Origin of the sequence: Alteromonas sp. MmMcT2-5, assembly GCF_022348315.1 — a bacterium.
GTDB lineage: Bacteria > Pseudomonadota > Gammaproteobacteria > Enterobacterales > Alteromonadaceae > Alteromonas > Alteromonas macleodii.
The window spans coordinates 210,807-230,488 of the sequence record NZ_JAKRFB010000002.1 but is presented as its reverse complement, the minus strand read 5'-3'; the positions used below and the strand labels follow the sequence as shown (position 1 = coordinate 230,488).

Here is a 19,682-nt window from a genome sequence, read left to right as displayed (position 1 = left end):
ATGTTAGTTTCTTATACGTTGAATCAGAAATAGTTCACTGTCTAAGAATTATTTTGCCGTTTCCGCTACGGGAAGCTTATGAAGGAGGTTATCGAGCTTATATTCATCAAGCAGTAACTGATACCGCCCATCTTCAATAAATAGCCGAAGGGTGGCGTTAAACTTGGCTCTTAGCGCTGGGTCGGGGATTGCAGCACTGTAAGGCAATATAGGAAAAAGCTCATGAAAGACGATTGCGTCTTCGGCATAAGCACTGTTTGCAGATTTGAAGTAGTTGAAAATATTTCTATCGAGAATGGCAACATCGACACTGCCGCGCATCAGCATGTCCACTTGACGATCTTGTCGTGCCATTTCCATATAGGTAGTTTGCGATGCGATAGTTCGCCCAAAGTCCTCACCTAATACCGATTGAGCGGTTTGAAAAGCAATGACGCTTTTACCTTTCAAATCCTCGATACTGTCTATCGTCAGTTCTCTATCTGCTCGTGTTACCACGACGTTCTGATAGATAATATATGGCTCAGATAAAATGCTTTGATCGACCGTGTGTGCAGGATTAAGGGTAAGTCCAATGTCAACGGCGTCATCTTTTAATAACCTTGCCGTACGCCCGAAAGGAACATAAATAGGCGACAATCCATATCCCATTTCAGCTAGAATTGCTCGCACCAAGTCAACTTCAAAGCCTGTGTGTTCTTGTGAAATAACGTATGGAGGCTTGTTCCAGCCCACAACCACATCTAGCTCTTTCGCGCTAAGCGGTATGATAAAACACAGTAAACAAACAGCAGATAAAAGTGCGCGCATACAACAGATGAACCAAACTATAAATTAAACGATACCCTTCTCATAATATAAACTTATATTAGAATTTCACCAGTCGACAAAAGGTTAGTTTTTCTCGAGGCTTACGTAATCAATTGAGCAGCCAAGTTTTATTGGGTACTTGAGAGCCTGTTGAGAGCCAAAGTGGTTAGATTTGATCATGCCTCTGTAAGCATCGCATTCTCATTTACTGAAAGCTTTTCGCTTGCCTGCATTTTGTTTACTGCCAAGCAAAGGTACAATAATGCGCAAAGGTCTCAATGAACGATAACTATGGCTTGGCTACAACTTCGAATTAATACCTCCTCTGAACATGCAGAATCAATAGGCGACATGCTGACGGCCAACGGCTCACAAGCAGTGACCTATGTGGATGCGAAAGACACCCCTATGTACGAGCCCAAGCCGGGTGAGGTGTTACTGTGGCCCGATACACAAGTCGTCGGCTTATTTGAAGCTGATGCCGATATGAAAGGCATCCTTCAGCGCTTGGGTAAAGCCAAAGTCTTAGGCCCTGATTTTAAATATAAGCTTGAGCCACTTGAAGACAAAGACTGGGAGCGAGAGTGGATGGATAACTTCCATCCCATGCAATTTGGCGAGCGCTTGTGGATATGCCCAAGCTGGCGCGATGTTCCCGATCCAAACGCCGTTAACGTAATGCTAGATCCTGGGCTTGCCTTTGGTACTGGCACGCACCCTACCACTGCGCTTTGCTTGCGCTGGCTTGACGGCATAGAGATGACGGATAAAACCGTCGTCGATTTTGGCTGTGGTTCAGGAATTTTGGCGTTAGCTGCGCTGAAGTTGGGCGCTAAGCGCGTCATCGGCATTGATATCGACCCACAAGCGCTACAAGCAACAAAAGAAAATGCACGACGCAACGGCGTTGAAGACCGTTTGGATGTATACCTTCCTGAAGACCAGCCTGAGCTTGAAGCCGATGTCGTGATGGCGAACATCTTGTCAGGTCCATTACTAGAACTTCAAAGCGTTATTACAAATTACTGCAAATCAGGCGGTTTGTTAGTCCTTTCTGGCATTTTGGCGGAGCAAGTTACGCGCATAGAAGAAGCGTACGCTCAAGATATTACACTTGAACCCAGTGCCATTGATGGTGAATGGGCGAGAGTGTCGGGCAAAAAACACTAAGTTTGAGCGATAAACCGACCAGTCGGTGAAAATTACGCCCAGTTAGAATAGTGTGTTTTCGGTAAACCACCTCAAAATTGCGACGAAAATTTGTACGGCAAAGCACGTTGTAGACTAACTAATTGTTAATTTTTTTCACATTACAGCCCTTTCAAATCGGGGGCTGTAAGACTTTCGTACAATATTTAAACTAAAAATCGACGTTAGCTTACTAATGTGACAGATTTTTTTCACTGTCAAGACCACGTAGTGAAATTTTGTGCGATTTTTAGCCTTTTCAAGCCTTGCGAAAACACGTACACTTAGCGCCCCGTTTTAGCCGGGTGTATATTTTCTGTGCAGTTTTAGATGGTGAGCTATACATTTTACAATGCGAATTGGACCTTACGAGTTAGAAAACAATTTGATGTTGGCCCCCATGGCTGGCGTAACAGACAGACCGTTTCGCCAACTTTGTAAACGCTTAGGTGCAGGGCTTGTTGTTTCAGAAATGCTTTCGAGTAATCCGAAAGTTTGGAACACAGCTAAATCACAAGCGCGTATGAATCATGAGGGTGAAGAAGGCATTCGCTCTGTACAGATAGCTGGGGCTGATCCTGAGCTCATGGCTCAAGCAGCACAATTTAATGTTGAGAACGGTGCGCAAATCATCGACATCAACATGGGTTGTCCTGCTAAAAAGGTCAATAAGAAGCTGGCAGGTTCTGCATTGCTTCAATACCCAGACACAGTGGAAGCGATTATTAAAGCAGTAGTTAATGCTGTTGATGTACCCGTGACACTAAAAATTCGTACCGGCTGGAACCCAGAAAATCGCAATGGGGTAGAGATTGCCCGCATTGCAGAGCAAAACGGCATACAGTCGCTTGCTGTTCACGGCAGAACACGAGCTTGTATGTATAAAGGAGAAGCTGAATACAGCACCATACGCCAAATTAAGGCGGCAATTTCAATTCCTGTTATTGCAAATGGTGATATTACTTCTCCAGAGAAAGCACAAGAGGTGCTGAATTACACCGGTGCAGATGGCGTAATGATAGGTCGCGGCGCGCAAGGTAAACCTTGGATATTTAAGCAAATTCAACATTATCTTGAAACGGGCGAGAACCTACCAGCACCGCCGCTGTCAGAGTTATATGAACTCTTGCATGAGCACGTAGCCAATGTGCAGGACTTTTATGGCGACATAGCCGGTGTGAGAATTGCCCGTAAGCACGTGGGCTGGTATCTCGCGGAGCACGATACGGATCGTCAGTTTCGTAAAACGTTTAACGCTATCGATGATGCGAATGAGCAACTCGATGCACTAAATGCATATTTTCAACCGCTGCAGACACGAGAAACCCGACAGATTTCTCCCGCAGCATAGTGATGACTAACTTAAGAGCAACACAGTATTATGTTCGATCAAAACGTGACTTCACCTTTTACTACTACAGTAACTACGCCTTCACAAACGCAAGCTCAAAAGCCACTGCGTGACTCTGTAAAGCAAGCGGTTAATAAGTACCTTAAGCAATTGGATAACGAAAACATCGATAACCTGTACGAAATGGTACTGGCTGAAGTTGAAGCGCCGCTGCTAGAAGAAGTCATGACTTACACACGCGGCAATCAAACCCGCGCTGCCATCATGATGGGCATCAACCGTGGCACACTTCGCAAGAAGCTTAAGCAATACGGCATGAACTAAGATTCCAAGGGCTTTGCCCACCAAAGAGCACCAATCGGTGCTCTTTTTGTTTCAACACTACAACATTAGAAACTTAAAATTTATGCAAACACCAAAACCAATTAAACGTGCTCTCCTTAGTGTCTCTGATAAAACCGGTATCCTCGATTTCGCGACAGCGCTGCATAACGCTGGCGTAGAACTTCTGTCGACGGGCGGTACTGCTAAACTTCTCGCTGACGCTGGCTTGCCTGTTAAAGAAGTGTCTGATCACACAGGTCACCCAGAAATTATGGCTGGCCGCGTTAAAACCCTCCACCCGAAAATTCATGGCGGTATCCTTGGTCGTCGCGGTACCGATGAAGCAGTGATGGAAGAACACAGCATTGCGCCTATCGACCTTGTGGTGGTTAACCTTTACCCGTTTGCTGCTACCGTGGCAAACGAAGACTGTACGCTAGAAGATGCGATTGAAAATATTGATATCGGTGGGCCAACGATGGTTCGCGCAGCAGCGAAAAACCATAAAGATGTCACTATTGTTGTTAATGCGGCGGACTACTCTCGCGTGCTTGCAGAAATGAACGACAACAATGGCTCGTTAACGTACAACACCCGTTTTGACCTTGCGATTAAAGCGTTTGAACATACGGCCGAATACGACGGCATGATTGCAAACTACTTTGGTGCTCGTTTAGACAGCACAGGTTGTGAAGCAGACTGTGACCACCAGCACAGTGAATTCCCACGTACCTACAACATGCAGCTTACTAAGAAGCAAGACCTTCGCTATGGCGAAAATAGCCACCAAGAAGCGGCATTCTATGTTGAAAACAATGTTCAAGAAGCGTCTGTGGCTACCGCTACTCAGCTTCAGGGTAAAGAACTGTCATTCAACAACATTGCTGACACGGATGCGGCGCTTGAGTGCGTAAAAGAATTCGAAGAGCCAGCATGTGTAATCGTTAAGCACGCTAACCCATGTGGTGTGGCCATTGGCGATGATATTTTAAGTGCCTACGACCGTGCGTTTAAAACTGACCCAACGTCTGCATTTGGTGGCATTATCGCGTTTAACCGAGAGCTTGATGCGAAAACGGCGCAAGCGATTGTTGACCGTCAATTTGTGGAAGTCATTATTGCGCCGACAGTAAGCGATGAAGCGAAAGAAGTAGTAAGTGCGAAGAAAAACGTACGTCTTCTAGCGTGTGGTGACTGGGCTGGTCAGCTAACTGAAGGTTATGACTTTAAGCGCGTAAACGGCGGTTTATTAGTACAAGAGCGCGACTTCGGCATGGTTGAAATGGAAGACCTAGAAGTTGTGACTAAGCGTAAGCCAAGCGAAGATGAACTACGCGACCTTATGTTCTGCTGGAAGGTAGCAAAATACGTGAAGTCAAACGCGATTGTTTACTGCAAAGACGGTATGACGGTAGGCGTGGGCGCAGGCCAAATGAGCCGTGTTTACTCTGCAAAAATTGCGGGTATTAAAGCAGCTGATGAGAACCTTGAAGTTGCAGGCTCGGTAATGGCGTCTGATGCATTCTTCCCATTCCGCGACGGTATCGACGCTGCAGCTGAAGCAGGTATTAAAGCAGTCATTCAGCCAGGCGGCTCTATGCGCGACCAGGAAGTCATTGATGCCGCTGACGAGCACGGCATTGCGATGGTGTTCACGGGTATGCGCCACTTCCGTCACTAATAAGTATTTACGCAATACCTTTTAGTGCAGGCTTAGTGAGGGACACCAACACCTAAGTTGAACACGCAGTAAAGTGGCATTTGGTGGCTTTACTGTGTGTTTTTTATTTTTCCTTAACCCTTTTAAATACGCAGACTCGAGGTCATTTGCTTGGTTGTAGTGAAATCTCATCGAAGCGACAGAGTTGCGAATTATTCTGCTAAGGCGTAAGTGCAAATAGGGGTTAGCTGATAGGCTTGATCTGACCCGTGGTAATTTGTAGTAATAGTGTTATGTTATTCGCCTACCCTCGACAGAAAAAGGAAATAAGAATGAAAAAGTTAGCCCAATATGTGTTAGCCGCAACCCTAGGTGTAAGTGCTACTTATGCCAGCGCAGATGCGATTTCTGATGCCGCAATGAGCGATATCCGCTCTGCTAGTGCAAAAGTACGCGATGAGTACCGTAATCCTCAGCAAACACTGCGCTTTTTTGGCCTTACCCCAGACATGACTGTGGTAGAAATCTCTCCCGGTGGTGGTTGGTACGCCGACATCCTTTATTCTGTTGTAAAAGATAACGGTAAGTATGTAGCTGCTCACTTCTATGTTGACGATGAAACCAGCGGCTATTACAAAAAGTCGGTAGAAGGCTTCAAAGAAAAAATGAAGCCGGGCATGAAGTACGAAGGTGCTGAGCTTACTGCATTCGACCCAATCAAAGCGTTAGATATTAGCGACGCAGGTAGTGCCGATATGGTGCTGACGTTTCGCAACGTACACAACTGGTATATGCGTCACGGTGACGAGGGTATCGACAATGCATTTGGCGCATTTTTCAAAGCGCTTAAGCCAGGTGGCGTACTGGGCGTAGTGGAACATGAGCTTCCTGAAAGCGCAGATGATGAAGCAATGAAGAAAAGTGGCTACATGAAGCGTTCTTACGTTGTGGCTGCCGCCGAAAAAGCAGGCTTTGTGCTTGAAGCAAGCAGCGATGTCAACGCTAACCCAATGGATACTGCCGACCACCCGAAAGGTGTGTGGACGCTACCTCCACGTTTGGCGCTAGATGATCAAGATCGCGAAAAATACATGGCGATTGGCGAGAGCAATCGCATGACGCTAAAATTCACCAAACCAAAATCATAAAATTAAACACTCAAAACGGAACAGTTAATGAACGTACTTGTAATTGGCGGCGGTGGCCGCGAACACGCGCTAGCGTTTAAAGCAGCGCAGTCTTCTGATGTTTCAACAGTATTTGTAGCACCTGGCAATGCCGGCACAGCTACAGAACCTAAGCTTGAGAACGTAGCTATCGATGTAAATGATATTGCTGGCTTGGTTTCTTTTGCTCAGGGTAACGATGTTGAGCTTACTATTGTAGGCCCAGAAGCGCCGCTAGTTGCAGGTGTTGTTGATGCGTTCACAAACGCTGGTTTAATGATTTTTGGCCCCACTCAAGCTGCCGCGCAGCTTGAGGGCTCTAAAGCTTTTACCAAAGACTTTTTGGCTCGCCACAACATTCCAACGGCCGAGTATCAAAACTTCACAGAAATTGACCCAGCTATTGCCTATGTGCGTGAGAAAGGCGCGCCGATTGTAGTAAAGGCTGACGGTCTTGCTGCGGGTAAAGGTGTTATTGTTGCGATGACCCTTGAAGAAGCGGAAGACGCTATCCGCGACATGCTGGCAGGTAACGCGTTTGGCGAAGCCGGCAGCCGCGTAGTTATTGAAGAATTCCTAGACGGTGAAGAAGCGTCGTTCATTGTCATGGTAGACGGCAAAAACGTACTACCTTTTGCCACCAGCCAAGACCACAAGCGTGCTGCTGACGGTGACAAAGGGCCGAACACAGGCGGAATGGGTGCATATTCTCCGGCTCCGGTTGTAACGCAGGACATTCACGACCGTATTATGCAGGAAGTGATTATGCCAACAGTTAACGGCATGGCTGCTGAGGGCAACGACTACGTTGGCTTTTTATATGCTGGCCTTATGATTATGGCTGATGGCACTCCAAAGGTAATCGAATACAACTGTCGCTTTGGCGATCCGGAAACTCAGCCAATCATGTTGCGCTTAAAGTCTGACTTAGTTCCACTTTGCCAAGCAGCGTGCAAAGGCGAACTTGCTGGCGAAACGATTGAGTTTGATGAGCGCGCGTCGGTAGGTGTTGTGCTTGCCGCTGGCGGCTATCCAGGCAGCTATGATAAAGGCGACGTGATTACTGGTTTCGAAGAAGCCGCTAAGTTAGACGGAAAGGTTTTCCATGCAGGTACCGCCCTTCAAGATGGCGAAGTGGTAACCGCAGGTGGCCGCGTACTTTGCGCTACAGCTTTGGGTAACAACGTTACCGAAGCGCAGCAAAAAGCCTACGAGCTACTAAAAGCCATTCAGTTTAAAGATGTGTACTACCGCACTGATATCGCGCACCGTGCGATTGCGCGTGAAGCTGAAGCCAAGTAGCCGAAAGCCTCATAGAAAGTGCTAAATGAACGCAGCGTAATGCTGCGTTCTTACATAATTACATAAAACCAGGGTGTGAGTTCTACGCCCCCCACTTTTACTCTTACCTACTCTTACCACTTACTCACCATGCTAACGTGCAGCAAAAGCAGAAATCGTAGTTTCCCAGCGACATATCACTGCTTAACCTGATACTAACGCTCAACACAAAAGAAAACTCGCGCTCAGTACATAAGCAATAAGGTATTGAATTTCACATTGAGTCTGATTTGGTACTTGCCGATAGTACTGTATACATTATAAATCTTTAATTTACTGACCTTCTCCATATGTTGCAGCGCATACAAGAACCTGTATGGTATTGGTATCAATCCGCATAGATGATTAACCACTTGGCGAGATTTAATAAGCTCAGGTAGTCCGCTTAAAAAGCGTATTATTTCATTCTAATAAAAGAGGTATCACCTGATGTCAAACACTAAACTTATAGCTGTGTTGCTTGTAGCAGTAGTGGCGAGTACCGCAGCGTGGTTCGCCTTTTTTGCCAAAGAATCTGCTCCAGACTTTACTGCTTATGCCGCCGGCCCCGACCGAAAAGCGGCATTTTTTGAGTATTTCACTCCTATTGTAGTCGAGGTGAACAAAGAGCTAGCCACCGATAGAGTACAAATTCAAAGTTCTTGCGACGCGGATGAAGCAGACAATCTAGACCAGTTCCTGACAAAGTTTCGTGTTGACGATGCTGACCTTGAACAGGAGTCAGCCTGCGAGGTTTTGTTAAGGCGTGCCGACATTGTTCCTGCGTCGTTAGCAATTGCACAAGCAGCGAATGAAAGTGCATGGGGTACCTCTCGTTTTGCAAAATTAGGGAACAACTTTTTTGGTCAGTGGTGCTTCTCTAAGGGCTGCGGTATCGTTCCAAAATCGCGGGACGCTGATAAAAATCATGAAGTTGCTGATTTCCGTTCGCCTGCCGACTCAGTAGAAAGCTACATGCTAAATTTAAACACCCACGATGCTTACAAACCATTGCGTAACATTCGCCAATCCTTACGTGAAGACGACAAGGCTGTCACCGGGGTCGCGCTTAGCTATGGCTTAGGGAAGTATTCTGAGCGTGGCGATGAATATGGAAAAGAAATACGTGAGATGATCAGTTTTAATAAACTTGCAGTGCTGGACAAGTTAGATCTGAGTAAGCAGGAAGGCGAAGCCAATTAACTCAACCAGCTAGAGCGTGACGAGTTCTGTTGCGCATTTTTTTATCGCCAAATGGCATGGCTTTTAGTCAAGGTGAGTGATTGCAGGTTAAAAGGAGTGGCATTTCTGCGACTCCTTCCAATTACGCGCAGCAAGTCAATCAAGTAAAGTAGCGACAAATTATGGTTCACTACTTTGTCAGCTTCACCTTTCCAAACACCGACGCATCTTTATACCCCAAGTTTTTATCGCCGTTTACTGGGGTGATCTCATGAGAGCCTAAAAAGTGCTCTCTGTCGCCACCATCCGCATCGCAATAGGCAAGCATAAAGCCCAGCGTCATACCTTCTTTTAAGGTAACAGGCGAATTATCTTTTCCGTGTTGATAGCTATCATCAAATACACGTACCGCTGCTTCCCAATGAATTTTATGCGGCGCCAATATATCTCGCTGCCATTTGTTCTCTACGTGATCATTGTAAAGTTGTGGTACAGCCTCTCCTGCTTCGTTTGGACCTATATCAACAACCTGATTATCTAACGCCAAGTGATAGGCAAACGCATTGTAGTTATTAAGGTGATCGCCACCAGAGGCGTCTGCATCAATGAAAATTTCTAAACAGTCATCATCCCAATAACGTTCAAGGGGATTGGCATAGGTATCTGAGAGGTGATCGTCTTGTATTTCTGCCAACAGATACAGCGCATCCTTGTTCCATCGAAGTTTATATCGACCAGAAAAATCACCGGACTCAGGAGCCGAGCCCCACATAAGCGACGTCATTTCATGCCAATCGCCCCCTTTCCATGCAGCGTCATTGGCTACACCATCTATAACAGGTGGCGTTGATGAAAAAAGTACGCTGTCAGACTTGGCTTGTGCTGTGGGCACAGACATAGCCACAAGCAGTGCCGAGGTTAGTACTGCCCCTAAATGTTTTGCACTTTTCAATTGGATACGCTCTTTGTTTGCTTATTTGTATTTTAAACTACCATGTTTTGACTCCATTCGCGCTTGAAAATAGCGCCAAACACCCTCTTCTTTTTTAGAAGCATTACCAATTTGCAACGGTAATTGGTATAAAAAGGACATTCGTTCCCTCACTACCATGGCTATGTCATTTCAAAACGCGTGCTATCACATCCTTGCGCCTGCTAGCGAGGCTCACGAGTACAAAAAGCTCAGCAAAATATTTGATGTATTTCTTATCGCGTTAATTATCGTAAATGTTGTCGCTATGATGCTGGAAACAGTGCCGGGTATCCCTGCCATTTGGCAGTACGAACTTCATATAATCGAAGTGGTTTCAGTACTGATATTTACCGTCGAGTACTTTCTTCGTTTATACGGCAGCGCATCGGCCCCAAACCGCCCTAATCACGAACGTACAACGACATGGCAAAAGCGCTGGACCTATTTGAAAAGTCCCATGGCGCTCGTCGACCTAATGGCAATTCTGCCTTTTTACTTAAGCGTTTTCGTGGCGTTCGATTTACGTATTTTGCGAATATTTCGGGTAATGCGAATTCTAAAAATCGGGCGCTATTCGCGCTCTATGCAAACTCTCGTTACCGTGTTGCGCAACGAGTCTCACAGCCTTATTGCGGCATTAAGCGTACTTTTGTTGTTCACGATTATCGCCGCCACCTGTATTTACTACATTGAACATGCTGCTCAGCCCGATGTTTTTAGCAGTATTCCCGCTTCATTGTGGTGGGCACTCGTCACGCTGACCACAGTGGGCTATGGTGACGCCGTTCCTATAACTGCATTGGGTAAAATATTTGGCGGCCTCATAACTATTATGGGAATCTGTTTTTACGCCTTACCAGCGGGTATTTTGTCTTCTAGCTACACATCGCAGATGCAGCTAAAACGCGATAGGTTTAAAGACACAGTAAGAAGCGTTTTGGACGACGGAAAGTTGAGTGAGCACGATGTGCATCACCTAGAACATGTTCGCGCACTTCTTGATTTAGACGAAGAAGAGGCAAAGCTAATTGTGCGCCTATTGCAGCACCATCACAAACGGCTAGATGATTGATTATACGCAGGCTGGAGCGAAAGCAACTCCCAAGAATCGAGTGGTAAGCGCTTATACCTCCCCTTGATTCTTAGCTCACATCAGCTTATAACTAGTACCCGTCATTTCCAAAAAGAATTCCTATGTCTGTCAAACACCCTATTATTGCTATAACAGGTTCCTCTGGCGCGGGTACTACTACCACGACCAACGCTATACGCCATATTTTCAGGAACTTAAGTGTTAATGCTGCGGTTGTAGGAGGCGATAGTTTTCACCGTTTTACCCGCCCGGAAATGGAAGTAGAAATTCGCAAAGCCCAAGAACAAGGCAGACATATCAGCTACTTTGGCCCTAAAGCCAACGACTTTGAGCTACTGGAATCTCTGTTTAGGGAATACGGCAGCTCGGGTACAGGACAGTTTAGACAATACCTTCACACGTTCGATGAAGCCGTGCCTTTTAACCAAATGCCCGGCACCTTTACACCTTGGCAAGATTTACCCAAAAACACTGATTTGCTGTTCTATGAAGGTTTACATGGCGGTGTAAAAACGGAAGAAAATGACGTAGCAAAACATGTAGATTTACTGGTCGGCATGGTGCCGATTGTAAACTTAGAGTGGATCCAAAAAATTGTACGCGACACCACTGACCGAGGACATTCTCGTGAAGCGGTAATGAGCAGCATAGTACGAGGACTGGACGACTATTTCCACTACATCACGCCACAATTTTCACGCACCCACGTTAACTTCCAGCGCGTACCAACCGTTGATACCTCCAACCCCTTCAGTGCACGGGAAATTCCAACCCAAGATGAAAGCTTTGTGGTTGTGCGCTTTAGACGGGAAATGAAGACTGTGGACTACCCCTACCTCCTTCAAATGATCGACGGCGCGTTTATGTCTCGCATCAATACCTTGGTTGTGCCCGGAGGAAAGATGGGCTTAGCCATGGAACTCATTTTAACTCCGCTTCTTGAAGACATCTTAAATAAAAAGCGTAGAGCTGGTCATCAGATGGATTGGTTGAGCAGCGACGAGTAAGCCCAATATACATCGCTTCTATAGGCATATATTTAAAACAGTAAGTCGTAAAAGCTCATGCCCTGCGTCAATCTAGGTTCTATTCGGAATCTTTCTTGGTTTAGTTTCTTGATTTAGTTTCTCGACCTAGTTTTTGACACAGCAGGCTCCTATTATGATCACAATTAAAAGCCAACAAATTTGGGTAGACCAGCAAAACCTTGCCAACACTAACGTTGTTTCTCGCGATATAAACATCAGCGACTTACAGCAAGACGAAGTATTGCTTGAGACAGACAGCTTTGGCTTTTCTGCCAACAACATCACCTATGCTGCACTGGGTTTTAAAATGGGCTATTGGGGCTTTTTCCCTGCTAAGAGTGATAATGACGTTGATGAAGCACATGGCTTCGGTATTGTGCCCGTTTGGGGCTTTGCTACCGTTAAGGCGTCTTGTCATAGCGATATCAAAGTAGGTGAAAAGGTGTTCGGCTACCTGCCTATGGCTAGCCATTGGGTGATAAAAGCTGGAAAAGTTGCCTCTCACGGTTTTTCAGACATCCACGAAAAACGGAAGAGCATTAGCCCTGTTTACGATCAATATCTTCGCTGTGCCGCCGACCCCGGCTACGACAAAAACCGCGAAGCATGGCAGCTTAATTTTAGACCCCTTTATATGACATCGTTTGTTCTCGATGACTATGTGGCAGAGAAAGCAAACAATGAAACCTTACTACTGTCGAGCGCTTCAAGTAAAACCGCATTGGGTACGGCGCAACTACTTAAAGACCAGAAGGCCTCTCGAAACGCAAGCTATAAGGTGGTTGGGCTAACCTCGAAACAAAACGTGGACATGGTAAAAGCGTCCGGCTGCTACGATGAAGTGTATAGTTATGACGAACTCTCAGCCCTAAGTAGCGAAGACTATAGCAGTCAAAGCAGCGATGCGCGCTACTGGCTGCTTGATTTCGCTGCCAACGGTACGTTGATTAATGACCTTACCAAGCAGCTTGGCGACAGCCTGAGCGACGTTACACTCATTGGTGCGACAGATTGGAAAGCCCAAGAGAAGCCCAACCCCAAATTGCTCAATGCAGAGATATTCTTCGCGCCAGATCGCGTGAAACTGCGCCAACATGAATGGGGGCACGAGGCCTTTTTGGCAAAATACGCCAGTGCATGGAAACGCTTCGCAGAGAAAGTGAGCGATCAGTTTTATGAGCAGTCGCACCGCGGAGCCGATGCTATAACGCAGTTATATTTAGAAACGCTTAATGGAACGGCGCAAACAAAAGCCCTTAACGTCGTCACTTTTGATTAGCGCCCCTTAAGGATTACAACTTGAACAGCTGGTGTGTTGTTGCAGCGCCTACGTTTTTTACAGCTTGTAATCAACGGGCAGTTCTCAATAAGTTTAGGGAGGAGAAATGCTTAACGGCCTCCTTTTGTCTAAAGCTTGCTGGGTCTTTGCTGGGTCTTTACTGGGTCTTTACTAAATCTTGCTGTACATAAAAGAGCAACAGACCTAGACACTATTTGTAACAAACATCCCCTGCCTTTTACGATTTTCTCGCTTTTGTATTTCACATCTTGTGGTTATAGTGAAACAAAAGTAAAACGAAAGGTATGAGTATGGGTCAGGAAACCTCTAAAATTCTCGTTGTTGATGATGACATGCGTCTGCGCAGCCTATTAGAGCGCTATTTGCTTGAGCAGGGCTATCAAGTTCGCAGTGCGGCTAACGCAGAACAAATGGACAGACTGCTAGAGCGCGAGAATTTTCACCTTATGGTTTTGGACCTTATGCTACCTGGTGAAGACGGCTTATCTATATGCCGCAGATTGCGCCAGCAAGAAAACGACATGCCCATTATTATGCTTACTGCAAAAGGCGATGAAGTTGACCGCATTATCGGCCTTGAAATGGGTGCAGACGATTATTTGCCTAAGCCATTTAACCCACGCGAGCTACTAGCACGCGCTAAAGCGGTATTGCGCAGACGCAGCAGCGAAGCGCCGGGCGCGCCGTCTAAAGACGTGCAAATTGTGGAATTTGGCAATTACAAACTGAACCTTGCCACCCGAGAAATGACTGCAGGCGATACACCTTTAACCCTGACAAGCGGTGAGTTTGCGGTATTGAAATCTTTGGTTACTCATCCACGTGAGCCTTTGTCACGAGACAAACTGATGAACCTAGCGCGTGGTCGTGACTACAGTGCCTTAGAACGCAGTATTGACGTTCAGGTTTCACGCTTACGAAGAATGCTTGAAGAAGACCCTGCCAACCCTCGTTATATACAGACTGTATGGGGATTGGGCTACGTATTCGTGCCTGATGGCGAACAAGTTTAGCACCTATGACTGATACGGCGGGCTCTACCGTCCTGGCCAGTGCGCAAGTGAAGTATGTTTACTCATGACCCCTAATTATGCGTTTACCTACTGCCATTCCAAACACTGGCTTATGATTCAAAGCGACGGCATGTTATGCGTTTAATTCCCAAAAGTGCATTTGGCCAAACCGTCATGCTTATTGGCGTGCTGTTGCTTATTAATCAGATTGTGTCCTACATCTCTGTTACCTATTACTTTATTCAGCCCAGCTACCAACAAATTAACAGCTTATTGGCCACCCAAGTGAAATCTGTGCTCGCCAACGACTTGTTGGTGACTAACCAAGAAACCCGCGACCGCTATTTTCAAAAAACCCAGGTACAGGTCTTTGACGAAAGCGTTGCCAAACAGAATGGATTAGAGAGCGCCGTATACTATAGCTATATTTCTTCTCAGGTTAGCGAGCAGCTCCGGCAGCTTGCAGATGTGCGCATTAGCACCACCACGCAGGCCAGCGACGAAAATGCACCATACATTGTGTGGATATCCCTGAACCGCTACCCAGATACGTGGATCTCTATTCCTATTTCAGGACTTAACGAAGCGAATATATCCCCTCTGACTATGTACTTAATGGTAATTGGCATATTGAGTGTGGCCGGGGGCTGGTTGTTTGTAAGACGCATGACCCGTCCATTGTCAGCCCTGCAAAAAGCAGCAATAGCGGTGGGTAAAGGCGAGCACCCGGCGCCGCTTCGCGAACAAGGCAGCACCGAAATGATTCAGGTTACTCGGGCGTTTAACCGCATGAATCAGGGTATTAAGCAGCTTGAGAATGACCGAAATATTATGACAGCGGGTATTTCTCACGACTTGCGCACACCGCTTACCCGTATTCGTCTTGCCTCAGAAATGCTGCCAGAAGATCAAGATTGGATAAAAGACGGCATTGTAAATGACATAGAAGACATGAACGCCATCATCGATCAGTTCATTGACTATGCACGCTACGACACCGAAGAAGTCACTCAAGAAACCGATTTAAACGCGATTATTGCAGAGCTGGTACAAGCCAGACATTTAGACGACAAGCACCACATCGAACTCAAACTCAACGCCATTCCTCCGCTGTCACTTCGGCGAATTGCAATGAAACGCGTAATCGACAACCTCATCGAAAATGCTTTCAAGTACGGCTCGGACGATATTGCAATTAGCAGCTTTTATAATCGCCACGAAAAGCGTGTGTATTGCAAAGTACGCGACTTTGGCCCGGGAATACCGGAAGCGGAGCTCGACGGTGTATTTATGCCGTTTGCACAAGGCGACAAAGCCCGCAATTCGTCTGGTTCAGGCCTTGGCCTTGCCATAATAAGGCGAATTGTAGAAGCTCACGATGGTGAGGTGACGTTGCGAAATCATCCTCAGCAGGGCTTGGTCGCAGAGTTTTATTTACCCTATCAAACCCATTAAGCCCAAAAACACTACACGGATTGGTATTAGCTTCGGCGGTACTTAATTTTTCGGCTGTATCCATAAGATGCCAGCCACAGCACGCAGCCGCCAAGGGGAATTACCCAAAACGCCGTAGTAAGTGGCGCGAAGTTCGCCCATAGTCCGGTAGAAAACGATGCCACTTGTACGCCAGTAGAGTTACCGATAATAGAAATACCAGAAAGTACAGGGCCGTTGTCACTGTCGATATTCATTGCCGCAGAAAGTGCTAACGGGAAGAGCCCACCTAGCCCTAAGCCGAGCAATAAATTACCTGCGCCAATCCCGTAAAATGAAGGCATTAACTTCAGTGCGAATACACCCGCAAGCGATGCTGTCGCCATGATTACAATCATGCGGTGTACCGATACAAATCGCAGTAAAAATGGGAAGGTAAGGCGGCTTATCACCATACCAGCGGTAAAGAACGCCAGTAAGTTTCTCGACTGCTCGCCAGTAAAGCCTAAGCCGTTTTGCGCATAGCTTACAAACCAGTTCGCGTTACCGAACTCTACGGCACCATAGCCAAAGGTAAGCAACGTTAGAAATATGAAAACGGGCTGCTTGATAATGACCCCAAATGCCAAGGTCTTTTTAGGCGCTTTTGGCTGACCTTTAAGTACTTTTGCCTGAGAGCGCGCCGCAATAAATGCGTAGCACGAAAGCAAAATCATAACGCCTGCCAACACCTGAATAGGTAAGCGCCAGTTGTGCTCAACAAGGTATAACAGCGTTACAAAGAACGACGCCGCAAACGTTCCTAAGCTGAACATAAAGTCCATTAAGCCCATCATAGTAAAGCGCTTTTCTGCGTACATTCGTGCAATAAGCGTGTGGCCAATAGTAAATATTGTTGAGCTCACCACACCTATTAATACCGCTAACACCAAAAACCATTGCCAAGCGGTAAGTACTGACACAAGCAGCAACAGCGCCGTATTCATACTGAATAACGTGGCAAGTAGCGGCATATATTCGAAGCGACTGGCATACTTGCCACCAATCACAGCGCCTAACATCATGCCTACAGAGAAAAGCGAGAAAAGTGCGCCACTGACTACTTCAGACATTTGCAAATCGGCTGCAATATCTGGCAGTAATATTCCCCACAAGAGAAACAATTTACCAATTAGAAAAAAACCAGCGAAAATAACGATGGTGGCAGGAAGTCGGCTCATTTAGGCTCCATGGCTGATATCAGTAGAAAGACATCCGATTTAGGCGTGAGGGCACAGCGTAGTTATGCCCCTTGACCACAAAGTGAACCTTTTGAGGGCGCTGACCTTTACTGTGCAAGAAAGAACAGCAGCCCTTAATTATCACATAATCACTACCTTTACAGATTGCTGATAATCGCAAGAAATTGCAAGTGAAAGCGTTTTCCCTTTTTCATCCCACATTACAGGCACGCTCCTGCCATCAAGTGAAACACTCTGTGGTTTTTCGCTTAAACCGTGCACGACGTAAGTGATGTCTCGCTGCTTAGGCATACCTAAATAGCTGCCTTCGCTATCAAGCGTCAGGGTTAATGCGGCCTTATCGTCTACTGACGCATTAAGAAGTAGCTTTGTATATAAGCCTTTTTTGACAGACGCTGGATTTTTGCCGTCATCCTCGTAATAAGTATATGAAGATGAATTCACTGAATTGTCATGCCAGTAATGCATTTCTATTTTACGGGCATCAAACTGCTCTGTGCGGCTAAGCCCGTCTGCCATTGGCATAAAGCTTCCTGCTTTTACCCACACTGGAAAATTATCTTGGCTTAGCGGGTAGTTAACGGTTTGGTCACCTTGGTATTTCGTATCAGAGAAAAAATCAAACCATACGCCTTCAGGCAACTTGGTCGGCCACACCGTTTGGTTAGCGCTCGTCACAGGCGAAACTAACAGGCCATCGCCCCACAGATAACTGTCTGCATTTTCAAACCAATCGCTTTCACCGTAGGCCATAATTAACGGGCGCATTAATGGCGTACCGTAAAGCGCATTTTCAAAGGCCAATGAATAGTTATAAGGCAGCATGTCATAGCGAAGTTGGATAAACTTGCGCGCAATAGACTTTACGGGGTCGGCGTGGAAAATTGGCTCCGGCGCAATATTATCTTGAGCATGAGGCCTAAATACCGGTGAAAAGGTACCGAACTGAAGCCATCTTGTATAAAGCTCGGGATCAAAGGTTTCGCCTCCAGCAAACCCACCTAAGTCGGAATGGGTATACGCCATTCCAAAAACACTCATTTGGAGTGCCAACTCTACCTGAGGTTTAAGTCCGCCCCAGCTTCGACTCACATCGCCTGTCCACGGCACCATTCCGTACCGTTGACTGCCCAAAAAGCCTGAACGCATCAGCACAAAGGGGCGCGTATCAGGCTGAAGCTCTGTTAGGTTGTTATATACGGTTTTAGCCCACTGATGACCATAGGCATTGTGCACTTCTGCGCCGCTTACTTTTGTAGACTGCCACATGTGCTGAATATCATCAGGGTGCACTTCTGGCTCACCCAAGTCGCCCCACCAGCCGGCAACACCCTGTGCAGCAAGCTTTTCATAATATTGCCAAAACCAATCTTGACCCGCTTCACTGAACACATCGACAAGGCCGGTATTGCCAAAATAGAAATCGAAAGTATACGGCGCACCATCATCGTTTTGAGCAAGGGCATTACTGGCAACGGCACTATCCCACTGCTTTGACGTCGTAAGAATAAAAGGCTCGGTTATCAGCACGGTTTTCACGTCTTGAGCGCGTAGCTCACTAATCATTTTCTCAGGCTCAGGGAAAGCGGCGGTGTCCCAGCTTAAGTTCCCCATATGCCCTTTAATGTCTTTGCCAAACCAATATAAATCAAGCACTACGGCATCAACGGGAATATCTTGCGTGTTAAAGGCATCGACGACATCCATCACTTCATTTTGTGATTTATAGCCAAATCGAGATGCAAAGTTACCCAGCAGCCAGCGTGGAGGAAGCGGCTGTTTTCCCGTTACTGCAACGGTAGACCTTACTGTATCTTCTAAATTTTCACCCAACACCATGATGTAGCTTGCACGGCCGCCTTGTGCCTTAAATAGCAACTCGTCTCTGTTCGTTTTGCCAATATCTAGCTCACCAGAAGCAGTGTTATCGAACAATACGCTGTAATTTTTTGACGACATCACAGCCGACAAGCCAAAGTACATCTGATTTGAAGACGTGGTGTAACCATAGTGTGCTTTGTTATATAGCGGCATGCTATGACCACGACGATCCATACCTAAAACGCGCTGGCCGCCACCGTAGAGTTTTTCGTTTTCATCTAACGCAAACGACAGGCTGACGCCGTTATCAGAAATGTTTAGCCCATCTTGTTCTTTTGCTACTACTTTGCCGTTTACCGAGTAACTGATAACGTGCGTTGATTTATCGACATGTGCAGAAATATTATTGAGTTTTAAGATTAGGGTTGTCGCAGTTTCAACTAGCTCTACATCATTAGCTTTTTTGTTTGTAACATCAGTCAACGCGGGCTCGGGAAGCGCCATAGACGGTAGATTTGCGTAAGGCGTGCCATTATCATCAGTAAGATACGTTACTTGAAAGCCACTATCGTGCAACGCGCTTATCGTGAAGTCATTGGTATCCGTATCAATATTTAGCGTTGCTTTTTCGAGTGTCGCTGTTTGAACTTCGGCTACCGTATTTACCGAGAAAAATGCCAAACCAGCACATGCAAGTGCTATACGCTGTTTCCTGTCTATCATGCTCAAAACCTTCTTTATGCTTCAAAGCGAAGCGCACCTAATTAGCGAACCGCAC

General features: G+C 46.3%; 16 protein-coding genes. 12 read left to right on the top strand and 4 right to left on the bottom strand.

What is annotated here, in order from left to right; all coding sequences use genetic code 11:
- Window positions 1-48: 48 nt before the first annotated feature.
- Entirely contained in the window at window positions 49-810 is a 762-nt protein-coding gene (locus MHN09_RS03030) for a transporter substrate-binding domain-containing protein (protein WP_239239073.1), read from the bottom strand.
- 291 nt (window positions 811-1,101) lie between these two features.
- Here MHN09_RS03030 and prmA point away from each other — a divergent pair, with 291 nt between their 5' ends.
- The 7 genes from prmA (at window position 1,102) to MHN09_RS02995 (ending at window position 9,022) form a co-directional block, all read left to right on the top strand.
- Complete coding sequence (gene prmA, locus MHN09_RS03025; RefSeq protein WP_239239071.1) at window positions 1,102-1,980, top strand: 50S ribosomal protein L11 methyltransferase; 879 nt, start codon at window positions 1,102-1,104, stop codon at window positions 1,978-1,980.
- Between the two features lie 370 nt (window positions 1,981-2,350).
- Window positions 2,351-3,349, top strand: coding sequence for a tRNA dihydrouridine synthase DusB (dusB, locus tag MHN09_RS03020; protein WP_239239068.1), 999 nt, complete (start codon window positions 2,351-2,353; stop codon window positions 3,347-3,349).
- Between the two features lie 30 nt (window positions 3,350-3,379).
- Window positions 3,380-3,673, top strand: a complete 294-nt coding sequence (gene fis, locus MHN09_RS03015; RefSeq protein ID WP_239239066.1) for a DNA-binding transcriptional regulator Fis — start codon at window positions 3,380-3,382, stop codon at window positions 3,671-3,673.
- Between the two features lie 82 nt (window positions 3,674-3,755).
- Window positions 3,756-5,354 (top strand): bifunctional phosphoribosylaminoimidazolecarboxamide formyltransferase/IMP cyclohydrolase, encoded by a 1,599-nt coding sequence (gene purH, locus MHN09_RS03010; RefSeq protein WP_014977764.1) that lies wholly within the window; start codon window positions 3,756-3,758, stop codon window positions 5,352-5,354.
- A gap of 311 nt (window positions 5,355-5,665) precedes the next feature.
- The gene (locus tag MHN09_RS03005; protein ID WP_049585484.1) at window positions 5,666-6,481 is read left to right on the top strand and encodes a class I SAM-dependent methyltransferase; all 816 of its coding nucleotides are present in this window, start codon (window positions 5,666-5,668) and stop codon (window positions 6,479-6,481) included.
- Window positions 6,482-6,508: 27 nt separating this feature from the next.
- The gene (gene purD / locus MHN09_RS03000; RefSeq protein ID WP_014951292.1) at window positions 6,509-7,801 is read left to right on the top strand and encodes a phosphoribosylamine--glycine ligase; all 1,293 of its coding nucleotides are present in this window, start codon (window positions 6,509-6,511) and stop codon (window positions 7,799-7,801) included.
- Window positions 7,802-8,269: 468 nt separating this feature from the next.
- On the top strand, window positions 8,270-9,022 hold the full coding sequence (locus MHN09_RS02995) for a glucosaminidase domain-containing protein (RefSeq protein ID WP_239239064.1): 753 nt from the start codon (window positions 8,270-8,272) through the stop codon (window positions 9,020-9,022).
- Between the two features lie 169 nt (window positions 9,023-9,191).
- Here MHN09_RS02995 and MHN09_RS02990 read toward each other — a convergent pair whose 3' ends face one another.
- Complete coding sequence (locus tag MHN09_RS02990) at window positions 9,192-9,953, bottom strand: sugar-binding protein (protein WP_101566374.1); 762 nt, start codon at window positions 9,951-9,953, stop codon at window positions 9,192-9,194.
- Between the two features lie 157 nt (window positions 9,954-10,110).
- Here MHN09_RS02990 and MHN09_RS02985 point away from each other — a divergent pair, with 157 nt between their 5' ends.
- From MHN09_RS02985 to envZ, 5 genes are all read left to right on the top strand, one after another.
- Window positions 10,111-11,046, top strand: a complete 936-nt coding sequence (locus MHN09_RS02985; protein WP_014977768.1) for an ion transporter — start codon at window positions 10,111-10,113, stop codon at window positions 11,044-11,046.
- Window positions 11,047-11,168: 122 nt separating this feature from the next.
- Window positions 11,169-12,074, top strand: coding sequence for a phosphoribulokinase (locus tag MHN09_RS02980; RefSeq protein WP_014951296.1), 906 nt, complete (start codon window positions 11,169-11,171; stop codon window positions 12,072-12,074).
- A 154-nt stretch (window positions 12,075-12,228) separates the two neighbouring features.
- Window positions 12,229-13,374 carry a DUF2855 family protein gene (locus MHN09_RS02975; protein ID WP_239239062.1) on the top strand — a complete coding sequence of 382 codons (1,146 nt, stop codon included), beginning with the start codon at window positions 12,229-12,231 and terminating at the stop codon, window positions 13,372-13,374.
- A 311-nt stretch (window positions 13,375-13,685) separates the two neighbouring features.
- Entirely contained in the window at window positions 13,686-14,408 is a 723-nt protein-coding gene (gene ompR / locus MHN09_RS02970) for a two-component system response regulator OmpR (RefSeq protein WP_014951298.1), read from the top strand.
- 135 nt (window positions 14,409-14,543) lie between these two features.
- Window positions 14,544-15,863, top strand: coding sequence for a two-component system sensor histidine kinase EnvZ (gene envZ / locus MHN09_RS02965; RefSeq protein ID WP_014951299.1), 1,320 nt, complete (start codon window positions 14,544-14,546; stop codon window positions 15,861-15,863).
- A 26-nt stretch (window positions 15,864-15,889) separates the two neighbouring features.
- Here envZ and MHN09_RS02960 read toward each other — a convergent pair whose 3' ends face one another.
- Window positions 15,890-17,062 (bottom strand): MFS transporter, encoded by a 1,173-nt coding sequence (locus MHN09_RS02960; protein WP_049585472.1) that lies wholly within the window; start codon window positions 17,060-17,062, stop codon window positions 15,890-15,892.
- 141 nt (window positions 17,063-17,203) lie between these two features.
- The gene (locus MHN09_RS02955) at window positions 17,204-19,627 is read right to left on the bottom strand and encodes a TIM-barrel domain-containing protein (protein ID WP_239239060.1); all 2,424 of its coding nucleotides are present in this window, start codon (window positions 19,625-19,627) and stop codon (window positions 17,204-17,206) included.
- Window positions 19,628-19,682 lie beyond the last annotated feature (55 nt).